The sequence below is a fragment of the Phenylobacterium sp. genome (assembly GCF_041920015.1).
Lineage (GTDB): Bacteria > Pseudomonadota > Alphaproteobacteria > Caulobacterales > Caulobacteraceae > Phenylobacterium.
The window spans coordinates 1-22,876 of record NZ_JAYRST010000047.1 but is presented as its reverse complement, the minus strand read 5'-3'; the positions used below and the strand labels follow the sequence as shown (position 1 = coordinate 22,876).

General features: G+C 67.9%; 25 protein-coding genes and 1 tRNA gene. 18 read left to right on the top strand and 8 right to left on the bottom strand.

What is annotated here, in order from left to right; translation table 11 throughout:
• Positions 1 to 67: 67 nt before the first annotated feature.
• Positions 68 to 814, bottom strand: coding sequence for an alpha/beta fold hydrolase (locus tag ACE3TL_RS11095; protein WP_374578748.1), 747 nt, complete (start codon positions 812 to 814; stop codon positions 68 to 70).
• 85 nt (positions 815 to 899) lie between these two features.
• Here ACE3TL_RS11095 and ACE3TL_RS11090 point away from each other — a divergent pair, with 85 nt between their 5' ends.
• The 3 genes from ACE3TL_RS11090 (at position 900) to infC (ending at position 3,689) form a co-directional block, all read left to right on the top strand.
• Positions 900 to 2,081: a glycosyltransferase family 4 protein gene (locus ACE3TL_RS11090; protein WP_374578747.1), complete on the top strand. Its 1,182-nt coding sequence runs from the start codon at positions 900 to 902 to the stop codon at positions 2,079 to 2,081.
• Positions 2,078 to 3,052 carry a glycosyltransferase family 9 protein gene (locus tag ACE3TL_RS11085; protein ID WP_374578746.1) on the top strand — a complete coding sequence of 325 codons (975 nt, stop codon included), beginning with the start codon at positions 2,078 to 2,080 and terminating at the stop codon, positions 3,050 to 3,052. The genes ACE3TL_RS11090 and ACE3TL_RS11085 overlap by 4 nt, the downstream gene beginning before the upstream one ends.
• Before the next feature lie 115 nt (positions 3,053 to 3,167).
• Positions 3,168 to 3,689 (top strand): translation initiation factor IF-3, encoded by a 522-nt coding sequence (gene infC, locus ACE3TL_RS11080; protein WP_374578745.1) that lies wholly within the window; start codon positions 3,168 to 3,170, stop codon positions 3,687 to 3,689.
• Positions 3,690 to 4,089: 400 nt separating this feature from the next.
• On the opposite strand, the gene ACE3TL_RS11075 is transcribed toward infC, so the two are convergent.
• The gene (locus ACE3TL_RS11075; protein ID WP_374578744.1) at positions 4,090 to 4,848 is read right to left on the bottom strand and encodes a CPBP family intramembrane glutamic endopeptidase; all 759 of its coding nucleotides are present in this window, start codon (positions 4,846 to 4,848) and stop codon (positions 4,090 to 4,092) included.
• 98 nt (positions 4,849 to 4,946) lie between these two features.
• On the opposite strand from ACE3TL_RS11075, the gene ACE3TL_RS11070 reads away from it, so the two are divergent.
• From ACE3TL_RS11070 to ACE3TL_RS11060, 3 genes are all read left to right on the top strand, one after another.
• The gene (locus tag ACE3TL_RS11070; RefSeq protein ID WP_374578743.1) at positions 4,947 to 5,792 is read left to right on the top strand and encodes a hypothetical protein; all 846 of its coding nucleotides are present in this window, start codon (positions 4,947 to 4,949) and stop codon (positions 5,790 to 5,792) included.
• 126 nt (positions 5,793 to 5,918) lie between these two features.
• Entirely contained in the window at positions 5,919 to 7,160 is a 1,242-nt protein-coding gene (locus ACE3TL_RS11065) for an MFS transporter (RefSeq protein ID WP_374578742.1), read from the top strand.
• 3 nt (positions 7,161 to 7,163) lie between these two features.
• Complete coding sequence (locus tag ACE3TL_RS11060) at positions 7,164 to 8,375, top strand: MFS transporter (RefSeq protein WP_374578741.1); 1,212 nt, start codon at positions 7,164 to 7,166, stop codon at positions 8,373 to 8,375.
• A 10-nt stretch (positions 8,376 to 8,385) separates the two neighbouring features.
• On the opposite strand, the gene ACE3TL_RS11055 is transcribed toward ACE3TL_RS11060, so the two are convergent.
• Positions 8,386 to 9,075: a DUF1345 domain-containing protein gene (locus ACE3TL_RS11055; RefSeq protein ID WP_374578740.1), complete on the bottom strand. Its 690-nt coding sequence runs from the start codon at positions 9,073 to 9,075 to the stop codon at positions 8,386 to 8,388.
• Between the two features lie 192 nt (positions 9,076 to 9,267).
• On the opposite strand from ACE3TL_RS11055, the gene rpmI reads away from it, so the two are divergent.
• The 5 genes from rpmI (at position 9,268) to ACE3TL_RS11030 (ending at position 14,197) form a co-directional block, all read left to right on the top strand.
• Positions 9,268 to 9,468: a 50S ribosomal protein L35 gene (gene rpmI / locus ACE3TL_RS11050; protein ID WP_267233414.1), complete on the top strand. Its 201-nt coding sequence runs from the start codon at positions 9,268 to 9,270 to the stop codon at positions 9,466 to 9,468.
• 13 nt (positions 9,469 to 9,481) lie between these two features.
• On the top strand, positions 9,482 to 9,838 hold the full coding sequence (gene rplT, locus ACE3TL_RS11045; RefSeq protein ID WP_183771798.1) for a 50S ribosomal protein L20: 357 nt from the start codon (positions 9,482 to 9,484) through the stop codon (positions 9,836 to 9,838).
• 116 nt (positions 9,839 to 9,954) lie between these two features.
• Positions 9,955 to 11,058: a phenylalanine--tRNA ligase subunit alpha gene (gene pheS, locus ACE3TL_RS11040; RefSeq protein WP_374578739.1), complete on the top strand. Its 1,104-nt coding sequence runs from the start codon at positions 9,955 to 9,957 to the stop codon at positions 11,056 to 11,058.
• 161 nt (positions 11,059 to 11,219) lie between these two features.
• Positions 11,220 to 13,595, top strand: a complete 2,376-nt coding sequence (gene pheT, locus ACE3TL_RS11035; protein WP_374578738.1) for a phenylalanine--tRNA ligase subunit beta — start codon at positions 11,220 to 11,222, stop codon at positions 13,593 to 13,595.
• A 56-nt stretch (positions 13,596 to 13,651) separates the two neighbouring features.
• Entirely contained in the window at positions 13,652 to 14,197 is a 546-nt protein-coding gene (locus ACE3TL_RS11030) for a TIGR00645 family protein (protein WP_374578737.1), read from the top strand.
• A gap of 130 nt (positions 14,198 to 14,327) precedes the next feature.
• Here ACE3TL_RS11030 and ACE3TL_RS11025 read toward each other — a convergent pair whose 3' ends face one another.
• Positions 14,328 to 15,074 carry an alpha/beta fold hydrolase gene (locus ACE3TL_RS11025; RefSeq protein WP_374578736.1) on the bottom strand — a complete coding sequence of 249 codons (747 nt, stop codon included), beginning with the start codon at positions 15,072 to 15,074 and terminating at the stop codon, positions 14,328 to 14,330.
• Positions 15,075 to 15,082: 8 nt separating this feature from the next.
• Complete coding sequence (locus tag ACE3TL_RS11020; RefSeq protein ID WP_374578735.1) at positions 15,083 to 15,709, bottom strand: DUF1134 domain-containing protein; 627 nt, start codon at positions 15,707 to 15,709, stop codon at positions 15,083 to 15,085.
• A gap of 149 nt (positions 15,710 to 15,858) precedes the next feature.
• On the opposite strand from ACE3TL_RS11020, the gene lepA reads away from it, so the two are divergent.
• Positions 15,859 to 17,664, top strand: a complete 1,806-nt coding sequence (lepA, locus tag ACE3TL_RS11015; RefSeq protein ID WP_374578734.1) for a translation elongation factor 4 — start codon at positions 15,859 to 15,861, stop codon at positions 17,662 to 17,664.
• A gap of 101 nt (positions 17,665 to 17,765) precedes the next feature.
• Entirely contained in the window at positions 17,766 to 17,903 is a 138-nt protein-coding gene (locus ACE3TL_RS11010) for an entericidin A/B family lipoprotein (protein ID WP_374532159.1), read from the top strand.
• Positions 17,904 to 17,969: 66 nt separating this feature from the next.
• Here the strand turns inward: ACE3TL_RS11010 and ACE3TL_RS11005 are convergent, their stop codons facing one another.
• Positions 17,970 to 18,125: a hypothetical protein gene (locus tag ACE3TL_RS11005; RefSeq protein ID WP_374578733.1), complete on the bottom strand. Its 156-nt coding sequence runs from the start codon at positions 18,123 to 18,125 to the stop codon at positions 17,970 to 17,972.
• A 184-nt stretch (positions 18,126 to 18,309) separates the two neighbouring features.
• Between ACE3TL_RS11005 and ACE3TL_RS11000 the strand changes: the two genes are divergently transcribed.
• The 3 genes from ACE3TL_RS11000 to ACE3TL_RS10990 all read left to right on the top strand — a co-directional run bounded on the left by ACE3TL_RS11000 (position 18,310) and on the right by ACE3TL_RS10990 (position 19,779).
• Positions 18,310 to 18,690 carry a DUF983 domain-containing protein gene (locus ACE3TL_RS11000; RefSeq protein WP_374578732.1) on the top strand — a complete coding sequence of 127 codons (381 nt, stop codon included), beginning with the start codon at positions 18,310 to 18,312 and terminating at the stop codon, positions 18,688 to 18,690.
• Positions 18,691 to 18,783: 93 nt separating this feature from the next.
• On the top strand, positions 18,784 to 18,942 hold the full coding sequence (locus ACE3TL_RS10995) for a DUF3309 family protein (RefSeq protein ID WP_374578731.1): 159 nt from the start codon (positions 18,784 to 18,786) through the stop codon (positions 18,940 to 18,942).
• A 129-nt stretch (positions 18,943 to 19,071) separates the two neighbouring features.
• Positions 19,072 to 19,779 carry a DUF599 domain-containing protein gene (locus ACE3TL_RS10990; RefSeq protein ID WP_374578730.1) on the top strand — a complete coding sequence of 236 codons (708 nt, stop codon included), beginning with the start codon at positions 19,072 to 19,074 and terminating at the stop codon, positions 19,777 to 19,779.
• On the opposite strand, the gene ACE3TL_RS10985 is transcribed toward ACE3TL_RS10990, so the two are convergent.
• Both ACE3TL_RS10985 and msrA read right to left on the bottom strand, forming a co-directional pair.
• Positions 19,776 to 20,114: an MmcQ/YjbR family DNA-binding protein gene (locus ACE3TL_RS10985; RefSeq protein WP_374578729.1), complete on the bottom strand. Its 339-nt coding sequence runs from the start codon at positions 20,112 to 20,114 to the stop codon at positions 19,776 to 19,778. The genes ACE3TL_RS10990 and ACE3TL_RS10985 overlap by 4 nt on opposite strands.
• On the bottom strand, positions 20,111 to 20,764 hold the full coding sequence (gene msrA / locus ACE3TL_RS10980; protein WP_374578728.1) for a peptide-methionine (S)-S-oxide reductase MsrA: 654 nt from the start codon (positions 20,762 to 20,764) through the stop codon (positions 20,111 to 20,113). Before msrA ends, ACE3TL_RS10985 begins: the two co-directional genes overlap by 4 nt.
• Positions 20,765 to 20,909: 145 nt before the next feature.
• On the opposite strand from msrA, the gene ACE3TL_RS10975 reads away from it, so the two are divergent.
• Together ACE3TL_RS10975 and ACE3TL_RS10970 are read left to right on the top strand one after the other, a co-directional pair.
• Positions 20,910 to 20,999, top strand: a tRNA-Ser gene (locus ACE3TL_RS10975).
• Between the two features lie 647 nt (positions 21,000 to 21,646).
• The gene (locus ACE3TL_RS10970) at positions 21,647 to 22,807 is read left to right on the top strand and encodes a site-specific DNA-methyltransferase (protein WP_374578727.1); all 1,161 of its coding nucleotides are present in this window, start codon (positions 21,647 to 21,649) and stop codon (positions 22,805 to 22,807) included.
• Positions 22,808 to 22,876 lie beyond the last annotated feature (69 nt).

Here is a 22,876-nt window from a genome sequence, read left to right as displayed (position 1 = left end):
AGCTCCCCCAGCGGGGGAGCATCTTTCTTATTCGCCTGACACCAATTTCGTCGCCCCGCCCCAGGGCTCAGACGGCAAGCTCCTCCAGCGCCGCGGTCAGGCGGGCGAGGTCCTGGGGGCGGGAGAGGCGGTGGTCGCCGTCCTTGATCAGGCTGAAGACCACGTCCTGGCCGCGGATGGCCTGGGCGAGGTCGAGGGCGTGGCGCCAGGGCACGTCGGGATCGGCGCCGCCTTGCAGGATGCGAACCGGCACGTCGATGTTCACCGGCCCCGGCAGGATCGACCAGCGGGCGCCATCCTCCAGCAACTGGCGGGTGATGGGATAGGGATCGCCGTAATCGGAGGGGCGCAGCCAGACGCCGCTGGCGGCCATCTGCGCGCGGTCGGCTGGCGTCATCTCCGGCGCCATCAGCTTTTCGGTGAAGTCGGGGGCCGGGGCGATCAGCACCATGGCCTGCACGCGATCTGGAACCGCGCCGGCGACGAGGCAGGACAGCCAGCCGCCCATGGACGAGCCGACCAGGACCGTGGGGCCTTGGGTCAGATGCTCCAGCACCGCCAGGGCGTCGTCCCGCCAGCGGGTGATCGTTCCGTCCGCGAAGTCGCCGTCCGACTCGCCGTGGCCGAAATAGTCGAAGCGGACATAGGCGCGGCCGCGCGCCTGGGCCCAGTCGGCCAGGACCTGGGCCTTGGTTCCGGCCATGTCGGAGCGGAAGCCGCCCAGCCAGACCACGACAGGGCCGGCGCCCTCGACCTTCCGCCAGGCGAGGCGATGGCCGTCCGGCCGGGCGAGAAATCCGCTGGTCTCGGTCATTTCGGGCCTTATAACGCGCAAGTGTGAGGGGGTTTAGCGCACCGCCGGGGTTTACCAAACGAAGGCTTGCGCTATGCAGGGCGGCGTGACGCTTCCCCCAGACTTCACCCTTCTGCAGGTCGTGCCGGAGCTTGAGACCGGCGGGGCCGAGCAGACCACCATCGACGTGGCCCACGCGGTCGTGCGCGCCGGCGGCAAGGCCCTGGTCGCCACCCGCGGCGGGCGCATGGCCGCGCGCCTGGAGGCCGACGGCGGGCGGCTGGCCCAGATGCCGGTGCAGACCAAGAACCCGCTGGTGATGCTGGGCAACGCCGCGCGGCTGGTCGACCTGATCCGCAAGGAGAAGGTCTCCATCGTCCACGCGCGCAGCCGGGCGCCGGCCTTCTCGGCGCTGTGGGCGGCCCAGGCGACGGGCACGCCGTTCGTGGCGACCTATCACGGCGTCTACAACGCCAGGAACGGCCTCAAGCGCTGGTACAATGCGGTGATGACCCGCGGCGACCTTGTCATCGCCAATTCCAACTACACCCGCGACCACGTGCTGGCCGAACATGGGATCGATCCGGCCAGGATCGTCTCGATCCCGCGCGGAGTGGACCTGGAGCGGTTCAATCCGAGCTGGGTGGGCGCCGAGCGCGTGCAGGCGCTGCGCGAGGCCTGGGGCCTCGATCCCAAGGACCGGCGGGTGAAGCTGCTGCTGGCCGGACGGCTGACGCGGATCAAGGGCCACCTGATGATCGTGGAGGCCGCGCGGCTGATGAAGGCGCAGGGGCGCGAGGACTTCCTGATCATCTTCGCCGGCGACGACCAGGGCCGCACGGGCTATCGCGAGGAGGTCGAGGGCGCGATCGCCGCGGCGGGCCTGTCGGGCGACGTCTCGCTGGTCGGCCATTGCGACGACATGCCGGCGGCCTATCAGATCTGCGACATCGCCATGCTGCCGACCACCAAGCCGGAATCCTTCGGCCGCACGGCGGTCGAGCCGCAGGTGATGGGCAAGCCGGTCCTGGCCAGCGACCACGGCGGCACCACCGAGACGGTGCTGCACGGCGAGACCGGCTGGCTGGTCAAGGTGGACGACGCCGAGGCCTGGGCGAACGCCATGGCCAAGGCCATCGAGATGGGCCCGGCGCGCCTGGCGGCCATGGGCCAGGCCGCGGCCAACCGCGCGCGGCGGCTCTATTCGGTGGACGCGATGTGCGAGGCGACGCTGGACGCCTACGCCCAGGTGCTGGCGGCGCGCAGTTCCGGTTTCGCCCGCCCATGAGCCGCGAAGTCCGCAAGATCCTGGTGATCAAGCTGTCGGCCCTGGGCGATTTCGTCCTGGCCCTGGCGGCGATGAAGAAGATCCGCGAGGCGCACAAGCGCGCGCACATCACCCTCCTGACCACCCCGCCCTTCGAGGCGCTGGCCAAGGCGAGCCCCTATTTCAACGCGGTGGAAACCGACGGGCGGCCGCAGGGGCTGGGCGAATGGCTGGCCCTGCGCAAGCGGCTGAAGGCGGCGAAATACGACCGGGTCTACGACCTGCAGACCTCGGCCCAGTCGGCGCGCATCTTCCACATGCTCGCGCCCTTCCCGCCGGAATGGTCGGGGATCGCGGCCGGCTGCGCCCTGCCGCACAAGAACCCGAACCGGAACCGCATGCACACCCTGGAGCGGCAGGCCGACCAGCTCAAATACGCCGGCATCTGGCCCGATGCGCCGACCGAGCCGGGCAGCGCGCCGGGGCCGGACCTGTCGTGGGTGCCGCCTAAGTCGCCGCAGAACCGGCCCACGCCCAGCGGGGTGAAGCCGCGGCCCTATGTCCTCTTCGTGCCGGGCGGATCGGCGCACCGGCTGGACAAGCGTTGGCCGGCCGAGCGCTATGGCCAACTCGGCAAGATCCTGGCCGAGCGGGGCTACGACATCGTGGTCATCGGCGGCCTGCAGGAGAGCGCGCTGGCCCGCCAGATCCAGCGCGAGGTGGGCCAGGCCCGCGACCTGACCGGCCGCACCGACTTCGCCAAGATCGCGGTGCTGGGCGCCAAGGCCGCCCTGGTGGTCGGCAACGACACCGGGCCGCTGCACCTGGCCGCGGCCACCGGCTCGCCGACCGTGGTGTTGTTCTCCAGCGCCTCGGACCCAGAACTGGCCGCGCCGCGCGGACATGTGACCGTGCTACGATCCGGAAACCTTGGCGATCTATCTGTGGCCGAGGTCCTACAGGCGGCGAATGCGTTGCTGCCGCCGGTGTAGCACCGCTTGATCGAGGGCATGGCCTTCGTCATATATGGCTGCCCGACCGGAGCGCCCTCGCTGCCGGCCGTACGTGTTTCAACAGCTCTAGGAGCGAAAGCCTATTCGCCGCCCGATGCAGGCGCCGCCCGTCAAAGACGGACCGCGCATCAATGATGAGATCCGCGTCCCCAAGGTTCTGCTTATCGACCAGCATGGCGAGAAGCAGGGCGTGATGCCGACGTCGGCCGCCATGGAGGCCGCTGTGGAAGCCGGCCTCGACCTGGTCGAGATCGTGCCCAACGCGGACCCGCCGGTCTGCAAGATCCTGGACTATGGCAAGTTCAAGTTCCAGGAGCAGAAGAAGAAGAACGAAGCGCGCAAACGCCAGAAGGTCGTCGAGATCAAGGAGATCAAACTCCGTCCGAACATCGACATTCACGACTACGAAGTGAAGACCAAGGCGATGCACCGGTTCTTCGACGAAGGCGACAAGGTGAAGGTCACCCTGCGCTTCCGCGGCCGCGAACTGGCGCACCCGGAACTCGGCATGAAGCTGTTGCAGAAGGTCAAGGCCGACTTCGACGAGGTCGCCAAGGTCGAATACGAGCCGCGCATGGAAGGCCGGCAGATGATCATGATCCTGGCCCCGCGCTAGGACGAGATTCAAAGACCCGCGAACGGCCGCCCTCGGGCGGCCGTTTTCGTTTGCGCCCGCCGCGCGCCCGGCCGAACCTCGCCGCGTGAGGCCCGCCATGATGTTCACCAAGCAACTTCGCGAGCCGGTGATGCGCGGCGAAGTCACCTGCAGCGTCCGCATCTGGCAAAAGCCACGGGTGAAGGTCGGCGGCCGCTACGCCCTGGGGCCTGGCGCGATCCATGTGACCGCGCTGCGCGAGATCACGCTGGCGGACGTCACGCCCGATCTCGCCCGCCGCTCGGGCTTCGCCGGCGTCGTCGACCTGCTGAAGGTCGCCAAGCATGGCCCTGGGGATCGGGTCTATCTGGTGGAGTCGAATATCGGGACGAGCCGGATGGAGGAGCACCGCCTTGATCGATCACCCGTTCGCCGACTTTGGGCGCGCCAGCACCACCAGGGCGGCGACCGCGGCCATGGCGAGACCGTGACTGCGGGGATCGAAGGCGTCGCCCGCCACCTGCCAGGCGACATTGGCGAACGCATGGAAGAGAATCGGTGCCCAGATCCACGATCCGCCACGCTGGTAGAGCCAGACCATCACAATCCGCTGGGCGACGGTTCCGAGCGACCACCAGGCGATCCAGCCGGCCGAGCGGCCAAGGTCGATCAAGGCCGGGAAATGCCAGAGCGCCCAGGCAAGGCCGACGACCATGCCGATGCTCGTCACGCCGAGGCCCGCGCGGGCCAGACGCCGGGCGGCGAAGGCGCTCCAGCCGATTTCCTCGGCGAGGGCGGCGACGAGGAACAGCGCCATCAACGACGGCGCGGCGGCGAACGCCAGCCTGCCGTTCGCCCCCGACCAGCCCCAGGCCGCCAGGCCGACCGCCAATGGAATCGCCACCGCGTAGAATCCGACCAAGACCATGCGCCGACCGGGGCGGCCCAGCGATCCGAACAGGGCGCGGACCGCGGCGATCCCTCCAGCTCGGGCCTCCACAATCACAGCGGCGAGCATAGGGGCGACCACCGCCAGGGCGGCGACCGACAGGCCGGGTATCAGCCTTGTCTTGATCAAGGCGGCGGCGATCCAGAACGGCAGGGTCAGAAGGCCGACAAGCCCGAAATAGGCCGCCACGCGGCGCAGGTCGGCCGGATCGTCGGGGTTGGTTGCGGGCATGAGAACCAAGCGGGCCGAGGTTGCAGAACAACGTGCGCCCACCATAAGGGGCCAGGATCGAACGTCATCCCCGTTCGCCGAATCCAAGGAGACGCGCCTTGATCAATCATCCGTTCGCCGACCGGCCCGACCTTGCCCCCGCCGACTATCTGAACAGGGTCGGAAGGGTGTTCACGCGGTTCGACTCACGGACGCAGGATTCCGGCAACGTCTCGTTCGGGGTCGAGGCGGGCGGGCGGCGGTGGTTCGTGAAGAGCGCGGGCGATCCGCAGGACACGGCGCCGTTCCTGTCGCACGCGGAGCGTATCGCCCTCTTGGAAAACGCCCAGACGCTGGCGCAGTCGGTGCGCAGCCCCGTTCTTCCCGCCCTGGCCGGGGCCGTCCAATCCGGCTGGGGCCCGATGCTGGTCTATGAATGGGTCACGGGCGAGCTGGTGCATGCGCCCGCCAAGCGGCGGGACGATCCGGCCAGCGCCTTTCGCCGGTTTCGCAGCCTGCCGCCGGCCGAGGCCGCTGCGGCGATCGACGCCATCCTCGATGCGCATGTCGAGCTCTGCGGGGCGGGATGGATCGCGGGCGACTTCTATGACGGCTCGATCATCTACGACTTCGAGGGCCGCCGGCTGAGGCTGATCGACCTGGACAACTATCACCGCGGGCCGACGGTGAACGAGATGGGCCGGATGTTCGGCTCGACCCGGTTCATGGCGCCCGAGGAGTTCGAGCGCGGCGCGGTGATCGACGAGCGCACCACGGTCTTCAACCTGGGCCGCGCCATGGCCGAATATCTCGGCGACGGCGGGCTGGCGCGCGCCGGTTTCCGCGGCGAGGCGCATCAGTACACGGCGATGGCCAGGGCCTGCGCGGCGCCGCCCGCCGAGCGGTTCGCCACGGTCGCGGAGCTGGCGCGCGCCTGGCGTGGCGAGGCGGCGACCGAGCGCTGAGAACCGGGGTTCGGCGGGCCGCCTTTCGTCCATACTGAGGCCTTGAAGCCGCACTGCGTTCGGTCCTGCAAATTCGGCTCGCGTCCGAGCTTGCGGCGCAGAGCAGGTCCGCTTAACAGCGTTCACATGTCCGACTCCGAGAGGCGTGCGGCCGCACCGTCGCCGCTGGCGGCGCCGGCGCTGATCGCCGTGATCTTCATCAACATGCTGGGCTTCGGGATCATCGTCCCGTTGCTGCCGTTCTACGCCAAGTCGTTCGATGCGCCGGCCTGGCAGATCGCGCTGATCTTTTCGGCCTATTCGGTGGGAGCGTTCTTCGGCGAGCCGTTCTGGGGACGGCTGTCGGACAAGTACGGCCGCAAGCCGCTGCTGATCTCGACCATCACCGGCAACTGCCTGTGCTACCTGGCGCTGGCGTTCGCACCGAACATCTGGGCGGCGTTCTTCATCCGCCTGGTCGGCGGGCTGGCCGCCGGCAACGGAGCGGTGGTGCAAGGCTACATCTCGGACGTGACCCCGCCCGAGAAACGCGCGCGCCAGCTTTCCTACCAGGGCGCGGCGTGGAACGTCGGCCTGATCGTCGGCCCGTCGATCGGCGGCATCTTCGCCCATCCGAACGCCGGCCCCATCGGCTTCCAGGTGCCGCTGTTCATCGCCTCGGGCCTGGCGGCGCTGTGCGTGCTGGCCATCACGCTGTTCATCCGCGAGAGCAAGACCCGCGACCAGGCCATCACCCATCGCCCCAGCCGCTGGGGCGCGATCAGCGATGCGGTGGGACACCCGGTCATCGGGCGGCTGATGCTGCTGACCTTCATGGTCGGCTTCGCCTTCACCGGCATCGAGAGCACCTTCGGTCTCTGGGCGCTGGCGAAGTTCAATTGGGGTCCGCGCGAGATCGGCGTCGTCTTCGCCTTCACCGGCGTCTGCGCGGCCCTGACCCAGACCTTCCTCACCGGACGGCTGTCGGAGCGCTATGGCGAGGGCCGGATGCTGGCGATCGGCATGGCCCTGACGGTGATCGCTGCGGCCGGACAGCCGTTCTCGGTCAACATGCCGATGGTCATCGCCCTGATGTGCCTGACCGCCATCGGCCAGTCGGTGGCGTTCCCGAACGTGGGGGCGATGATCTCCCAGACCGCCGATCCGCATCGGCAGGGCCAGATTCTCGGCCTCAACAACGCCACCGGCGCCCTGGCGCGGGTGGTGGGGCCGTTCTGCGCGGGCCTGATCTTCCCGGTGGTGCTGGACGGGCCGTTCTGGCTGGGGGCGGCGGTGGTGGCGCCGGCCATCTTCCTGGCCCTGGCCGCCAGCCGGCGGGTGCAGGCGATGCGCGCGGCGCGCGAGCCCGAGCAGGGAAGCGAGGCTTAAGACATGGCCCACGCTCCCGAGACGAAAGAGGCCGGGGGCGACAATCGAGCCCTCGTCGTGCTGCTGTCGGTCATCTTCCTGAACATGGCCGGGTTCGGCCTGGTGATCCCGTTGCTGCCGTTCTTCGGAAAGTCGCTGCAGGCGGACGCCGGGCAAGTGGCGCTGCTGTTCTCGGCCTTCTCGTTCGGGCAGTTTTTGGGCGAGCCGTTCTGGGGCCGGATGTCCGACCGCACGGGCCGGCGCAAGGTGCTGATGCTCACCATCGCCGGCGGGGCGCTGTCCTATGTGGCGCTGGCCTTCGCCCCCACCATCTGGCTGGCCTTCCTGGCGCGGTTCGTGGGCGGATTCCTCTCCGGCAACATCTCGACCCTGCAAGGCAGCCTGGCCGACATCACCAGACCGGAGGAGCGGGCCGCGAAGATGGGGCTGATGGGCTCGGCCTTCTCGCTGGGCTTCATGGTCGGGCCTGCGCTGGGCGGGCTGCTGGCCCATCCCGAGCTGGGCCGCTTCGGGTTCCAGATCCCGCTGTTCGCCGCCGCCGCCTTCGGGCTGATGTCGGCCCTGGCTGTGCTGGTCTTCGTCCGCGAGAGCCGGCCGGAGCCGAGGAGCGGCCCGCGCCCACGGCAGATCGAGGTGCTGCGCGAGGTCATGGCTCATCCGATCATCGCCCGGGTGATGATCATCAGCTTCATCACCGTCGCCGGGTTCGCCGGCATCGAGGCGACCTACGGCCTTTGGACCGAGCAGCGGTTCGGCTGGGGGCCGCGGCAGATCGGCTTCGCCTTCATGGCCATCGGCGTGCTGGGCGCCTTCTGCCAGGGGGTGATGACCGGCTCGCTGGTGCGCCGGTTCGGCGAGACGCGCGTGCTGACCGCGGGCCTGGCGGCGATGTGGGTGGGCATGATCTTCCAGTTCGCCTCGCCCAACTGGCATGTGGCGATGGTCGGCTTCGCCTTCGTCTGCTTCGGCCAGTCGATCTGCTTTCCCTGCCTGACGGCGCTGATCTCGCAGTCGACGCCGCCGGACCGGCAGGGCGAGACCCTGGGCCTCAACATGTCGAACATGGCCCTGGCCCGGATCGGCGGCCCGATCTATGCGGGCCAGCTCTTCTCGCTGGTCGATCCGGGCGCGGCCTTCGTGGTGACGGCGGTGCTGATCGTGCCGGCGACCTGGCTGGCGCTGCAGATCATGCGGCGCACGCCGCGGGTCGCCTGACGCGCCGGCTTCAGAACAGCCCGGCCAGCAGGTTGATCGTCAGGGCCAGAACCACGGTGTTGAAGGTGAAGGCCGTGACGCCGTGGACCGTGCCGACCCGCCGGAGGCCCTTGGCCGTGAAGGCGATGTCGGCGGTCTGGCTGGCGACGCCGATGACGATCGAGAAGTGCAGGAAGTCCCAGTAGTCGGGCGCCTCGCCGCCGGGGAACAGCAGGCCGCCAGCGTCGGCGCCGGGCTTGTCCCCCGGCGCGTAGTATTCGTGCGCATAGTGCAGGGCGAAGACGAGCTGGACCATGAACCAGGAGGCCGCGACCGTGGCGAAGACCAGGGCCACGCGCAGCGCCTTCAGCAGGCCGACATCGGCCTTGGCGGCCGACAGCTCCTTGGCGATCACCCAGATGCTGGCCGCCGCCGCGGCGATCACCAGGGCGAGGATGACGCCCTGGCCCTGGTCCTGGGTCGCGGCCGTGGAGCGGATGCGGTGTTCGTCGGCGCGCCACATCATGGCGACGGCCGCCACGATGTAGACCGCGCAGGTGACGTCCCAGGCGAGGATGGCGCTGGTGGTGAGCGACAGGTCGCTGGGAACCAGGAGCAGCAGCGCCCAGGCGCCGCCCCCCGCCCCTATCGCCGCCAGCAGCCGCGGGCGCGCGGCGAACGGACCCAGCATGCGGTGACGAAACGACTTGGCGGACGTCATGGAATCCTCGGCGCAAACCTTCGCCTGCACCTATATCCCGAAGGCCTCAAGTCGTCGCAGCCCGACTCAAAGCCTTGCCTTCGCTGAGGGTTTGACGTAAACGCCCCGCTCTTCGGAGTCGTCTGGCCAAAGGCATGCCAGGGCGGCTCATCAATACGCCAGAGGACAGGGCCCACAAGGCTCTGCAGAGAAATGCCGAAGTTGAAGACCAAATCGGGCGTGAAAAAGCGCTTCAAAATGACCGCGACCGGCAAGCTGAAGGCCGGCGTGGCGGGCAAGCGTCACCGCCTGATCAGCCACAACGCGAAGTACATCCGTCAGAACCGCGGCACCAAGGTGATGACCGAAGCTGACACCAAGATCGTCAAGCTTTGGCTCCCCTACGGCCTTTAAGGAGAACTGACACATGGCTCGCGTGAAACGGGGCGTCGTCGCCCACGCCAAGCACAAGAAGGTTCTCGAGCAAGCCAAGGGCTTCTACGGGCGCCGCAAGAACACCATCCGCGCCGCCAAGGCGGCCGTGGACAAGGCCGGACAGTACGCCTACCGCGACCGCAAGGTCCGCAAGCGCAACTTCCGCTCGCTCTGGATCCAGCGCATCAACGCCGCTGCGCGTCTGGAAGGCTTCACCTACTCGCAGTTTATCTTCGGCCTGGACAAGGCCGGGATCGAAATCGACCGCAAGGTCCTCTCGGACATCGCGGGCAACGATCCGACCGGGTTCAAGGCCATCGCCGACAAGGTTCGTGCCGCCCTGGCTTGAGGCCGTTTGAGTCCCCGGACTCACTGAGCAATCGAGAGCCCTTCGGCGTGAACCGCCGGAGGGCTTTTTGCTGCCCTCTTCCCGCGCCCCTCGCCACCCTCTAAAGCAGCCCCGTCATGACCGCCCAACTCGAAGCTGAAATCCTCGCCGCCGTCGACGGCGCGAGCGACGCCGCCGCCCTTGAGGCCGTGCGCGTCTCCGCCCTCGGCAAGTCCGGCTCCATCTCCGACCTGCTCAAATCGCTGGGGGGCATGAGCCCCGACGAGCGGCGCGAGCGCGGCCCGCAGATCAACGGCCTGCGCGACCGGGTCCAGGCCGCCATCGCCGCCCGCAAGGAGGTGCTGGAGGCCGCCGCCCTCGACGCCAGGCTGGCGGCCGAGCGGGTCGACCTCTCCCTGCCCGCCCCGCCGCGGCGCAAGGGCTCGGTGCATCCGACCATGCAGGTCATGGACGAGATGATCGCGGTCTTCGCCGAGATGGGCTTCTCGGTCGCCGAAGGCCCGGACATCGAGACCGACTTCAACAATTTCACGGCGCTGAACTTCCCGCCCAAGCATCCGGCGCGGGAGATGCACGACACCTTCTTCCTGCCGGAAGACGAGCACGGCGAGCGCAAGGTGCTGCGCACCCACACCAGTCCGGTGCAGGTGCGGGTGATGCACAAGGTCAACGAGAAGCTGCCCGGCTGGATCGCTAATGGGCAGGAGCCTCCGATCCGCGTGATCGTGCCGGGACGCACCTTCCGCAAGGACTCCGACCAGACCCACACGCCGATGTTCCATCAGATCGAAGGCCTGGTGATCGACAAGGCGATCCACATGGGCCACCTGAAGTGGACGCTGGAGACCTTCCTGGCACGGTTCTTCGAGACCCCGGAAGTGGTCACCCGCTTCCGGCCGCACCACTTCCCGTTCACCGAGCCGAGCGCCGAAATGGACGTGCGGTGCGACCGGTCCGGCGGCGAGGTGAAGATCGGCCAGGGGACCGACTGGCTGGAAATCCTCGGCTGCGGGATGGTGCACCCGAACGTGCTGCGCAACTGCGGCCTGGACCCGGACGTGTGGCAGGGCTTCGCCTTCGGCTGCGGCGTCGACCGGCTGGGGGTGCTGAAGTACGGCATGCCCGACCTGCGCGACATGTTCGCGAGCGACGTGCGCTGGCTGGAGCACTACGGCTTCTCGGCCTTCGCCGCGCCGAACCAGGCGTCGGGCCTCTCCTGAGCCGCGCCACGACCCAATTGCTCCCCTTCCCGGGGAGCTGTCCGCGAAGCGGACTGAGGGGGAATAGGACGCCAGCCGCCGCCGCTGGCCCCCTCCGTCGCCCGTCGCTTCGCTCCGAACGCCACCTCCCCCTAAGGGGGAGGATCTAGGAAGAGACGACCATGAAGTTCACGCTTTCCTGGCTCAAGGATCACCTGGAGACCGAAGCCACGACGCAAGACGTCGTGGACGCCATGACCATGGCCGGGCTGGAGGTCGAGCATGTCGACGATCCGGCGGCCAGGCTGGCGGCGTTCTCGGTCGCCAAGATCGTCGAGGCTGTCCAGCATCCCAACGCCGACCGCCTTCGCGTCTGCCAGGTGGAGACACGCGACGGCCGCAAGGAGATCGTCTGCGGCGCGCCGAACGCGCGTGCCGGGATCACCGTCGTCTATGCCCCCATCGGCGCCTACGTGCCCGGCCTGGGCGTGACCCTGGTGGAGAAGCCCGTTCGCGGCGTGGTCTCCAACGGCATGCTCTGCTCGGCCTCCGAACTGGAGGTGGCCGGCGAGTCCTCGGGGATCATGGAGCTGCCGGACGAACTGGCGGTCGGGACCCTGGTGGCGCAGGCCCTGGGCCTGGAGGCGGTCATCGACTTCGAGGTGACGCCGAACCGCCCCGACTGGCTGGGCGTGGTCGGCATCGCGCGCGACCTGGCCGCCGCGGGCCTGGGCGTGCTGAAGGACGTCGGGGTCGCGCCGGTCCCAGGCAAGTTCCCCAACCCGATCGAGATCCGCCTGGACGGTTCGGAAGGCTGCCGCCAGTACGCCGGGCGGCTGATCCGCGGCGTGAAGAACGGCCCTTCGCCGGAGTGGCTGCAGCGCAAGCTGACCTCCATCGGCCTGCGCTCGATCAACGCCCTGGTCGACGTGACCAACCTGCTCTCCTACGACCGCGCGCGGCCGCTGCACGTCTATGACGTGGCCAAGCTCTCCGGCGGCTTCATCGAGGCCCGCGCCGGCAAGGACGGCGAGAGCCTGGAGGCGCTGGACGGCAAGACCTATGCGGTCACGCCGCAGATCAGCGTCATCGCCGACGCCTCGGGCGCCATCGGCCTGGGCGGGGTGATGGGCGGAACCTCGACCGGCTGCGACGAGGCCACCACCGACGTCTTCATCGAAAGCGCCTGGTTCGACCCGATCGTAACGGCCCAGACTGGCCGTACGCTGACGCTGAACTCCGACGCCCAGTACCGTTTCGCGCGCGGCGTCGATCCCGAAAGCCTGGTCCCCGGCATCGAGCTGGCCACCAAGCTGATCCTGGACCTCTGCGGCGGCGAGCCGTCGGAAGTGTCGCTGGTCGGCGAGGCCCTGCCTGCGCCGGGCGTCATCGCCTTCGACCGAGCCTATGTGAAGCAGCTCTCGGGCCTGGACCTGACCGCCCAGCGCATCGACGACATCCTGCGCGACCTGGGCTTCTCCTTCGACGGCGACAAGGTTCAGCCGCCGTCGTGGCGCCGCGACGTGGAAGGCAAGGCCGACCTGGTGGAAGAGGTGGCGCGGATCGAGGGCTATCACGCCCTGCCCGCCTCGCCCCTGCCGGAGATCGCCCTGCCGCCGGGCGGGGTGCTGACCGCCCGACAGGCGCGGATGCGGGCCGGCCGCCGGGCCATGGCCGCCAAGGGCTATGCCGAGACCATCACCTGGAGCTTCACCAAGCGCGAGACCGCGGCCCTGTTCGGCGGCGGCGCGCCCGAGCTGGTGATCACCAACCCGATCGCCTCGGACCTCGACTGCATGCGCCCGTCGATCCTGCCGAACCTGATCGAGGCGGCGGGCCGCAACGCCAATCGCGGCTTCCCGGACGTGGCCCTGTTCGAGATCGGCCCGTTCTATCGCGGCGACAGGCCGGAGGATCAGGCGACGGCGATCAGCGCCGTGGTCGCCCCGCATGCTCCGCGCCGCTGGGACGGGATCGCCGCCGACCCGCTGTTCGACCTGAAGGCCGACCTGCTTTCGCTGTTGGACGACATCGGCGCTCCAACCGGCTCGCTGCAGGTGGTTCAGAGCGGCCTGCCGGCCTGGTGGCATCCGGGCCGGGCCGCGGCCCTGCGCCTGGGCAAGACCAACCTGGTCGAGTTCGGCGAGGTTCATCCGCGCATCCTGAAGGCGCTGGACGTGGACGGGCCGGTCCTGGCCTTCGAACTGGTGCTGGACAATGTGCCTGAGCCCAAGAGGAAGGCTGCCAAGACCAAGCCGGCCCTGGAGCTCTCGGCCCTGATGCCACTGTCGCGCGACTTCGCCTTCCTGGTGGACGAGGCGGTGGCGGCGGACGACCTGGCCAAGGCCGTGGCCGGCGCCGACAAGGCGCTGATCACCCAGGCGCGGGTGTTCGACGTCTATCGCGGAACCGGCGTGCCGGACGGCGCCAAGTCGGTGGCGGTGGAGATCCTGCTGCAACCGCGCGAGAAGACCCTGACCGACGCCGAGATCGAGGCCCTGTCGGCCAAGGTGGTCGCCGCGGCGGAAAAGGCCACTGGCGCGAAGCTGCGGGCTTGACCTGAAAGCGCAGGTCGGGGTCTCTCCTCGAAGTTCAAAGGAGAGACCCTCACCGCATGCCCGACATCGCGCGCCGCAAGCCCAAGCCCACCGCCGAGCGCTGGCTGGAGGCCGGGCTGTTCCATTCGCGCTGGCTGATGGCGCCGTTCTATGTCGGGCTGGTCGCGGCGCTGATCGCGCTGCTGGTGGTGTTCTTCAACGAGGCGGTCCACGAGCTGTCGCACCTGTTCGTCATGAAGCCCAACCAGGCGATCATGATGGTGCTGTCGCTGATCGACCTGTCGCTGGCCGGCAACCTGCTGTTGATCGTGATCTTCTCGGGCTACGAGAACTTCGTCTCCAAGATCGACACCGCCGACGACGAAGACCGGCCGAGCTGGATGGGTACGGTCGACTTTTCAGGCCTGAAGATGAAGCTGATCGCCTCGATCGTGGCGATCTCGGCCATCGCTCTGCTCAAGGCGTTCATGGAGTTGTCGGAAGGCAAGGAGCTGTCCGACCGCAGCCTGATGTGGCTGGTGGTGATCCACGTGACCTTCGTGGTGTCGGGGGTGCTGCTGGCGCTGATGGACTGGCTGGCGGGCAAGACCGACAAGCACTGAGGCTTGCGGCCGGCGGCTCAGAGCGCGTTAGGGCGAAGTGTAAGCGGTTCGCCCGCCCGAACGCGCTCTACAGTCTTGATTTAGAGCCCTTTTCAACGGGTTTGGTGATTCCACCAAACCCTAAAGGGCTCTAGGCGCGGGCCAGTTCGTCCAAGAGGATATCGCGGCAGAGGTCGGGGGCTTGGCTCAGGACATCGTGGCCGCAGCCGGCGGCGACCTGCACGCGCAGGTCGGGATAGGCCGCCGCCAGGGCGTGATCGGCCTCGTCCATCAGCGACGGAGCCTGCGTCAGGGAGGCCTCGCCGCAGACCACCAGGGCGGGAGCCTTCAGCCGGTCCAGCAGGCCGCCATAGCTGCGGTTCTGCTCGATCGCCCCCTCACGCCAGCCCAGCGTCTCGAACAGGAAATCGGGATCGGGCGAGCAGCCGCTCTGCACGGCGCGCTCCAGCGCTTCCTCCAGCGGCCGGCGTCCGGCGGTGGCGAAGAACGGATCGAAGGCCACGGCGGCGTAGCCGCGCGCGTTCAGCGCCAGGGCCAGGAGGCCGCCGAGGCCGAGGCCCGCAACCAGCACGCGCCGGCCCTGGGCGAAGGTCCGCAGGCTGCCGGCATAGGCCTCGACCAGCACGTCCCACCCGCGCGCGGTCAGGGGCGGCGCGTTCCCGTGGCCCGGCAGGACCGACAGCACCAGCTCGGCCTCCGGCTCGAGCTGGCCAAACCAGGGCGCGAGATCCTCCACCGAGCTCGCGGCGTCATGGATGAGGACGACGATCGACTTGTGCCGCTCGCGCAGCTCGGGCCTGGCGGCGAAGACCAGCACGTCCGCGCCGATCTGGCACCGAATCCACTTGGTCTCGCTGACCGGCCGCATCGCCCCCATGACCGCCGTCAGAAGGGCAAGGTCCGGCGTTGGCGGCTGAAGCCGAGATAGCCGACATTGGCGCCCAGCCGCAGACCCACCCCCGCACGGATCGGTGCGATGGTCACGTCGTCGGAGCGCAGATAGTTCACGCCGAGGCCGGCGACGAGATAGGCCGAGCCCTCCACGCCCGGGAAGCGCTGGAAGATCACTTCCGGGTACTGGAGATTGTAGCAGAGGGTGAAGACCCGGCTGGCGTTGCCGCCGAAGTCCCAGCCGACCGACGGCCCCTGCCAAAACACTTCCATCGGCTGGCGGTTCTTCATGTAGAGCAGGCCGCGGCCATAGCGCGCGCCGCCCACGAAGGCGCCTGAAGCCTCCTCGCCGGCGATGTAGGCGGTCGGACGGCCATTGTCCTGGAAGACGCGCTCGATCGCCCCGCCGGCCGCCTCGGCGGTGACGCCCAGGAAATCGGAGACGGTGTTGACGATCTCGTCGCGGCTGTAGGTCTCGGCCTGGCCGGTCGAATAGCTGGGATTGGCGCTCGCGCTGGGCGAGGGCGGCGGCAGCGAGCCAGGGTCCTGCGGCCGCGCCGTGGCGCAGCCGGTGACGCCCAGGGTGGCCAGGCCAGAAACGATCAGTGTGCGGCGGTCCATGTGTCGCGATTTTCCCTGAAGCTTTGAACGAGCCTCACATCCCCGATGGACATGAATGCGGCCACAGGCTTAACGGCCGATTAACCATGACGGCGCCGCGCGCCGAGCCTACTCGCGATATCCGCCGAATGTGCTAGAGGCGGGGCGCAATGACCACGCCCCTGTCCCGCATCCGCAATTTTTCCATCGTGGCCCACATCGACCACGGGAAATCGACCCTGTCCGACCGGCTCATCCAGGAGACCGGCGCCCTCTCACAACGCGAGATGAAGGAGCAGGTCCTCGACAACATGGAGATCGAGCGCGAGCGCGGCATCACCATCAAGGCGCAGACCGTGCGGCTGCACTACCGCGCCAAGGATGGCGAGGACTATGTCCTCAACCTGATGGACACCCCCGGCCACGTCGACTTCGCCTATGAGGTCAGCCGCAGCCTGGCCGCGTGCGAGGGCTCGATCCTGGTGGTGGACGCCTCGCAGGGGGTGGAGGCCCAGACCCTGGCCAACGTCTATCAGGCCATCGACAACAATCACGAGATCGTGCCGGTCCTGAACAAGATCGACCTGCCGGCCGCCGAGCCCGAGCGCGTGCGCCAGCAGATCGAGGACGTGATCGGCATCGACGCCTCGGACGCGGTCGAGTGCTCGGCCAAGACCGGCGTCGGCATCGCCGACGTTCTGGAGGCCGTCGTCACCCGCCTGCCCGCGCCCAAGGGCGACCGCGAGGCGCCGCTGAAGGCGCTGCTGGTCGACGCCTGGTACGACCCCTATCTCGGCGTCGTGGTGCTGGTGCGCGTGTTCGACGGCGTGCTGAAGGCCGGCCAGCGGGTGCGGATGATGAACGCGGGCGCGACCTATCAGGTCGATCGGATCGGCGTGTTCCGCCCCAAGCAGACCGAGGTCGACGAACTCGGCCCCGGCGAAGTCGGCTACATCACCGCCCAGATCAAGCAGGTGTCGGACGCCGCCGTCGGCGACACCATCACCGAGGAAAAGCGCCAGACCGCCGAGGCGCTGACCGGCTTCCGCGAAGTGCAGCCGGTGGTGTTCTGCGGCCTCTTCCCGGTCGACGCGGCCGATTTCGAGGACCTGCGCGCGGCCATCGGCCGCCTGCGCCTGAACGACGCCAGCTTCTCCTACGAGATGGAGACCTCGGCGGCGCTGGGCTTCGGCTTCCGCTGCGGGTTCCTGGGGCTGCTGCACCTGGAGATCATCCAGGAACGGCTGAGCCGCGAGTTCGACCTCGACCTGATCGCGACGGCGCCCAGCGTCGTCTACAAGATCGAGATGACCGACGGCAGCGTCATCGACCTGCACAACCCCGCCGACATGCCCGACCCGGTGAAGATCGCCTCGATCAGCGAACCGTGGATCAAGGCGACGATCCTGACGCCGGACGAATATCTCGGCTCGGTCATCAAGCTCTGCCAGGATCGGCGCGGCGAGCAGCGGGAGCTGAGCTATGTCGGCAGCCGGGCGCTGGTGGTCTACGACCTGCCGCTCAACGAAGTGGTGTTCGACTTCTACGATCGGCTGAAGAGCGTTTCGAAGGGCTACGCCTCGTTCGACTACCAGATCGAAGGCTATCGCGAGGGCGACCTGGTGAAGATGTCGATCCTGGTCAATTCCGAGCCGGTCGACGCGCTTTCGATGCTGGTCCACCGCAGCCGGGCCGAGACGCGCGGCCGCTCGATGGTCGAGCGGATGAAGGACCTGATCCCGCAGCACATGTTCCAGATTCCGATCCAGGCGGCGATCGGCGGGCGCATCGTGGCGCGCGAAACGATCCGCGCCCTGCGCAAGGACGTGACGGCCAAGTGCTATGGCGGCGACATGACCCGCAAGCGCAAGCTGCTCGACAAGCAGAAGGAGGGCAAGAAGCGCATGCGCCAGTTCGGCAAGGTCGAGATTCCGCAGGAAGCCTTCATCGCCGCCCTGAAGATGGACGCCGATTAGGACCAGATCGGCCCTGATTGATCGGCCGCCACGGCCCAGCCTAAATTGCGTCGCGAAGCGTCGCCATGTGACGCCGTCCTATTCCGAGGGAAACCTATTCCATGCGCAAGATCGTCGTCCTCGCCGCCGTCGCCGCGGCGCTCCTGACCTCCGCCTGCAACACCGTGGCCGGCGTCGGCAAGGACGTGCAGGCCGCCGGCAGCGCGGTCACCGGCGCGGCGAACGACGCCCGGCGCTAGGCTCTTTGAATTCAGAGCATTTTCTGCGCCGAGCCGGCGGCCGCTTCGGCGGAATACTCTAAGGCCTCAAGCGTCCTCCTGGCGCGAGGCCTCCTCGGCGATGCGCTTCTTGTCCTGCGGCGGCACTGCGGCGGGCGGCGCCTCGCGCGCCGCGTCCTCCGCGGGCGTCGTCGGGCCGGTGTAGCCGTGCACCGGATGCTCGCGGCGTTTTTCGTCGTCCATCGACGTCTCCCTTCCGGGCAGATAGCGCCTCGGCGGCTGGAGCGTTCCGCGACAAGGCGACGCCGGGGCCTTTCCTTCACCGCCGGGAAGGCTCATATCGGGGCCAGTCTTTGAAGTCAGGGCGCGACGCGGCTTAGGCCGGCTTCCATTCGAAGCTGTCACGCTTCAGTCAGGCGGCGTTCGAATGTTCGTGCAATCCATGCTCCGGGGCCTGAAGGGCCGCTGTCCGCATTGCGGCCAAGGCAAGCTGTTCCGCAGCTATCTGAAGGTTCAGGACGCCTGCCCGACCTGCGCCCACAACCTGTCGAAATACCCCGCCGACGACGGCCCGGCCTATTTCACCATCCTGATGGTGGGCCACATGGTCGTGGCGCCGCTGCTGCTGTTTCCGGTGATCTGGCAAGCCTCGCCCGCGATCATCCTGCCGGCGACCCTGATCCCGCTGGCGCTCGTCTCCCTGCTGCTGCTGCCGCTGAACAAGGGCTGGCTGATCGGCCTGCTCTATGCGCTGGGCGTCAAACGGAGCGACGGGGCGATCCACACCGCCGACCTCGCCGACCGCTGATCCGGCGCCCAGACGCCGGACGGAACCGCCGTTCGGCCCGCCCGTTGGCCTTCACCTGAGGCGCCGCCCCCGGCGCTGGAGGGAGAAAACGTCATGGGCCTGGGAACCATCCTGCTCATCATTCTGATCATCCTGCTGATCGGCGCCCTGCCGACCTGGGGCTATTCGCGCAGTTGGGGCTACATGCCGACCGGGGGCCTGGGCCTCGTCCTGGTCATCGTGCTGATCCTGGTACTGATGGGACGCATCTAGCTTCGCCCCGACCCGACGGTCGCGGAATATCCGCGCCCCGGCCGGCGCGGCGAGGTATGGAGGATCGTGTGTCGCCGCGCCGAGGGGCCGGCGGCCGGACGCCCCGCCGCCAGAGACCGACGCCGAGCCTTGAACATCCTGAGCGCCCTTTCCCTGGCCGATATGGCCGCCCTGGCCGTCTTCCTGGCGTTGTGGCTGGCCTATGAGCCGATGCTGAAGGCGGTCGCCCGCGGGCGCGGCGTCATCAACACCGACATGACCGTGATCCGGGCCGCCTGGATGCGGACCATGGCCGGGCGCGAAAACAAGTTCATGGACGGCCAGTTGCTGGGCCACACCCTGAACTCGGCCTCGTTCTTCGCCTCCTCGAACCTGATCCTGATCGCGGGGGCGGCCGGGGTGCTGTTCGGCGGCGAAGGCGCGTTCAAGAGCGCCTCCAGCCTGGAGGTGCTGAAGACCTCCTCTCGCCTGCTGTTCGAGGTGCAGATCGCCCTGGTGCTGCTGACCCTGGCGCGCGGGCTGCTCGACTTCATCTGGGCGATTCGCCAGATGAACTATTGCCTGGCGGTGATCGGCGCGGCGCCGCAGAGCGAGGATGAGGCGTTCCAGGCCGCCTATGGCGACATCGCCGCCCGGCTGATGAACCCGGCCCTGTCGGCCTTCAATCGCGGAGTCCGCGGCTATTACTTCGGGCTGGCGGCCGCGTCCTGGCTGTTCGGGCCGCAGGCCTTCGTGATGGTGACCCTGGCGGCGGTGAGCTTGCTGGTCATGCGCCAGCGCCGCTCGCCGGCCGCGCGGGCGATCCGCGACCTGCGCCGGCTGATCGAAGGCGGCTAAAGCCCCAGTTCGACGCGCGCCTTTCGGGTCAGCTTGGCGGCGATCAGGTCGTGGGACGTGGCGATCCAGCCACGCGCCTCTTCGGCCCCGGCGTCCTCCAAATCGACGATCACCCACTGGCCCTTGGCGAGATAGGGCGCCTGGCGGCCCGGCCCGCCTTCATCGGTCAGCACCATGAAACCGATCTCGGTGACCTTGAACGACAAGCCCCCGCGCAAGCCGCAGATGGCGAACACCTTGCCGCCGACCTTGTAGACCTCCGCCCCGCCCCACTGGATGACCTTCTGCGCCGCGGGCAGGGCCAGGGCGATGGCCTCGACCTCCGCCCGCGTCACGCGCGGACGCCGACGCCGATCGGACAGGTGACGCCGGTGCCGCCGATCCCGCAGTAGCCGTGCGGGTTCTTGGCCAGGTACTGCTGGTGATAGTCCTCGGCGAAATAGAACTCCGGCGCCTCGGCGATCTCGGTGGTCACCCCGCCGTAGCCGCGCGCCGACAGCGCCTGCTGGTAGGCCTGCAGCGAGGCCGCGGCCGCCGCGCCCTGGGCGTCGTTGTGGACGTAGATTCCGGATCGGTACTGTGTGCCGATATCGTTGCCCTGACGCATGCCCTGGGTCGGGTCATGGTTCTCCCAGAACACCTTCAGCAGGTCCTCGTAGGTGACCACGCGCGGGTCGAACACCACGCGCACGGCCTCCGCATGGCCGGTCCCGCCGCTGCAGACCTCCTCATAGGTGGGGTTGGGCGTTATCCCGTTCTGATAGCCGACGGCCGTGGTCCAGACGCCGGGGACCTGCCAGAATTTGCGCTCCACGCCCCAGAAACAGCCCATGGCGAAGTCGGCGATCTCCAGCCCGTCCGGATAGGGCCCCTTCAGCGGCCGGCCGTTGACGAAATGGGCCTGCGCGGTCGGCAGCGGCGTGGCCCGCCCCGGCAGGGCGGTGTCGACAGTGGGGAGTTCGAGGGACTTCTTGGCGAAGAGCATGGCGCGCCCGATCAATGAGGTTCGCCGCAAACATAGGGTCGGAACGCGGCGATTGCACGCCGCACGCCAAGGCCGCTTGCCCGCGCAGGCCGCATGAGTATATTGCGCGCCTTCCGCGAGGGGCCTCACGCCCTTCAAGGCCTGTGGTGAGGTGGCGGAGTGGTCGATCGCGCACGCTTGGAAAGCGTGTATAGGTGAAAGCCTATCGAGGGTTCGAATCCCTCTCTCACCGCCATTCAGTCCCTGCGACTTGTCTCCCTTCGCCGTGGTCCGGATAGCTGCCGGAATTCACGTGCGAATTGCCGCGCATATCAGACTGCAGGGGCCAATTTCGGCCTCTTGTTTCCCCAGAAAATCGGCCCAAACAGCGCCCCGTCTCTGCGAGTCCCGCCAACGGTCTGGTTTCCCTGTGGCGTGGCCCTTTCCCTGTTATTCCCTGTTATGCAAAGAAATTACCGGTTGAAGGGCCTGGGCGCCTGCGCCTGGAAACAAAAAAACACCTGATAAATCCGCCCCTTACAGGCCGTTATCCGCCGCGCCTCCAGAACTGGAACAGGGATGTCTCCCGCCGCAGAACAGGGAAATCCAAGGTCGAAAACAGGGATCTTCACGAGCTTGAACAGGGAATGTTCGCATCGGTCTTAAACGCGCGCCGATGGTGCGAACCTCCTCACTTCGAACATTCCCCATGACGCCGCGCTCAATGTCGAAACCCTGGAGCAGCGCAGTCGGGACAGTGAGGATGCGGAGAGACTTTTTAAGGCCAGAAGCCCAGATTTCTTGAAAGGCGCAATTGGCACATTCCCCATTGACCGCGCCGTCAATTTAGATTATATTTATCAATAAGTTGACGCGAATCGCGAGCTCGTGCACGCTCGCGTCATGACCTCTCCGATCCCTTTCACACACCCATCTCTCGAGCTCCGCAGGCCGGGCGATCTGAGGCCCTATCCTGGCAATGCGCGGCGGCATTCGAAGAAGCAGATCGCCCAGATCGCCGCCAGCATGCAGCGCTTTGGCTTCACCAACCCGATCCTGGTCGGCGACAACGACGAGATCATCGCCGGCCACGGCCGCGTGGAGGCCGCCAAGACGCTCGGCCTGGAGACCGTGCCGACGCTACGGCTATCGCACTTGTCCGAGGCCGAGCGCCGCGCCTATGTGCTGGCCGACAACAAGCTCGCCCTGAACGCAGGCTGGGACAGCGAGACGCTGGCGATCGAACTCCAGGCGCTCATTGACCTGAACTTCAATCTGGACGCCGTGGGCTTCAGCATCGCCGAGACCGATTTCATTCTCGACGCCGCTCAGGACGCCAATCCCGATCGCGGGCCCGCGCGCGAGGACAAAGTACCCATCGTAACCAGCGCGCCCGTGACCCGGCCGGGCGATGTCTGGATCCTCGGTCGCCATAAGCTGGTCTGCGGCGATGCGCGCGAGCCCTCCCCCTACGTAGCGGTGATGGGGAATGAGCAAGCCGACCTGATCTTCACTGACCCGCCGTACAATGTTCCGATCGACGGTCACGTCACCGGCCTGGGCGCCATCCGCCATCGCGAGTTCGCCATGGCGGCGGGCGAGATGTCCGAAATCGAGTTCATGCACTTCCTGTTGCAGTCGCTCGCGGTCTCGGCCGCCATGTGCCGTGACGGGGCCATCGCCTTTGTCTGCATGGACTGGCGTCACATCGGCGAACTGCTTACGGCCGGCCAGGCCGTCTTCAGCGACCTGAAGAACGTCTGCGTCTGGAACAAGACCAATGGCGGCATGGGGACCTTCTACCGCTCCAAGCACGAGCTGGTGTTCGTCTTCAAGGTCGGGACCGCCCCCCACACCAACACCTTCGGCCTTGGCGGCGGCGGTCGCTATCGCACCAATGTCTGGGACTATCCCGGCGTCAGCAGCCTGGGCGCCGGACGCAACGACGCCCTGGCGATGCATCCTACCGTCAAGCCTGTGGCGATGGTGGCCGACGCCATCCGCGACTGTGGCCTGCCCCCACGGGGTGATCCAGTTTCGATGTTAGTGCACAGCGTTTGCTGACGCCATGGTTGGGGTGGGCGAGCGCGCGCTTTCCGATCGAGCTGGCGCGGTCGCCCATGGCACGAGGGT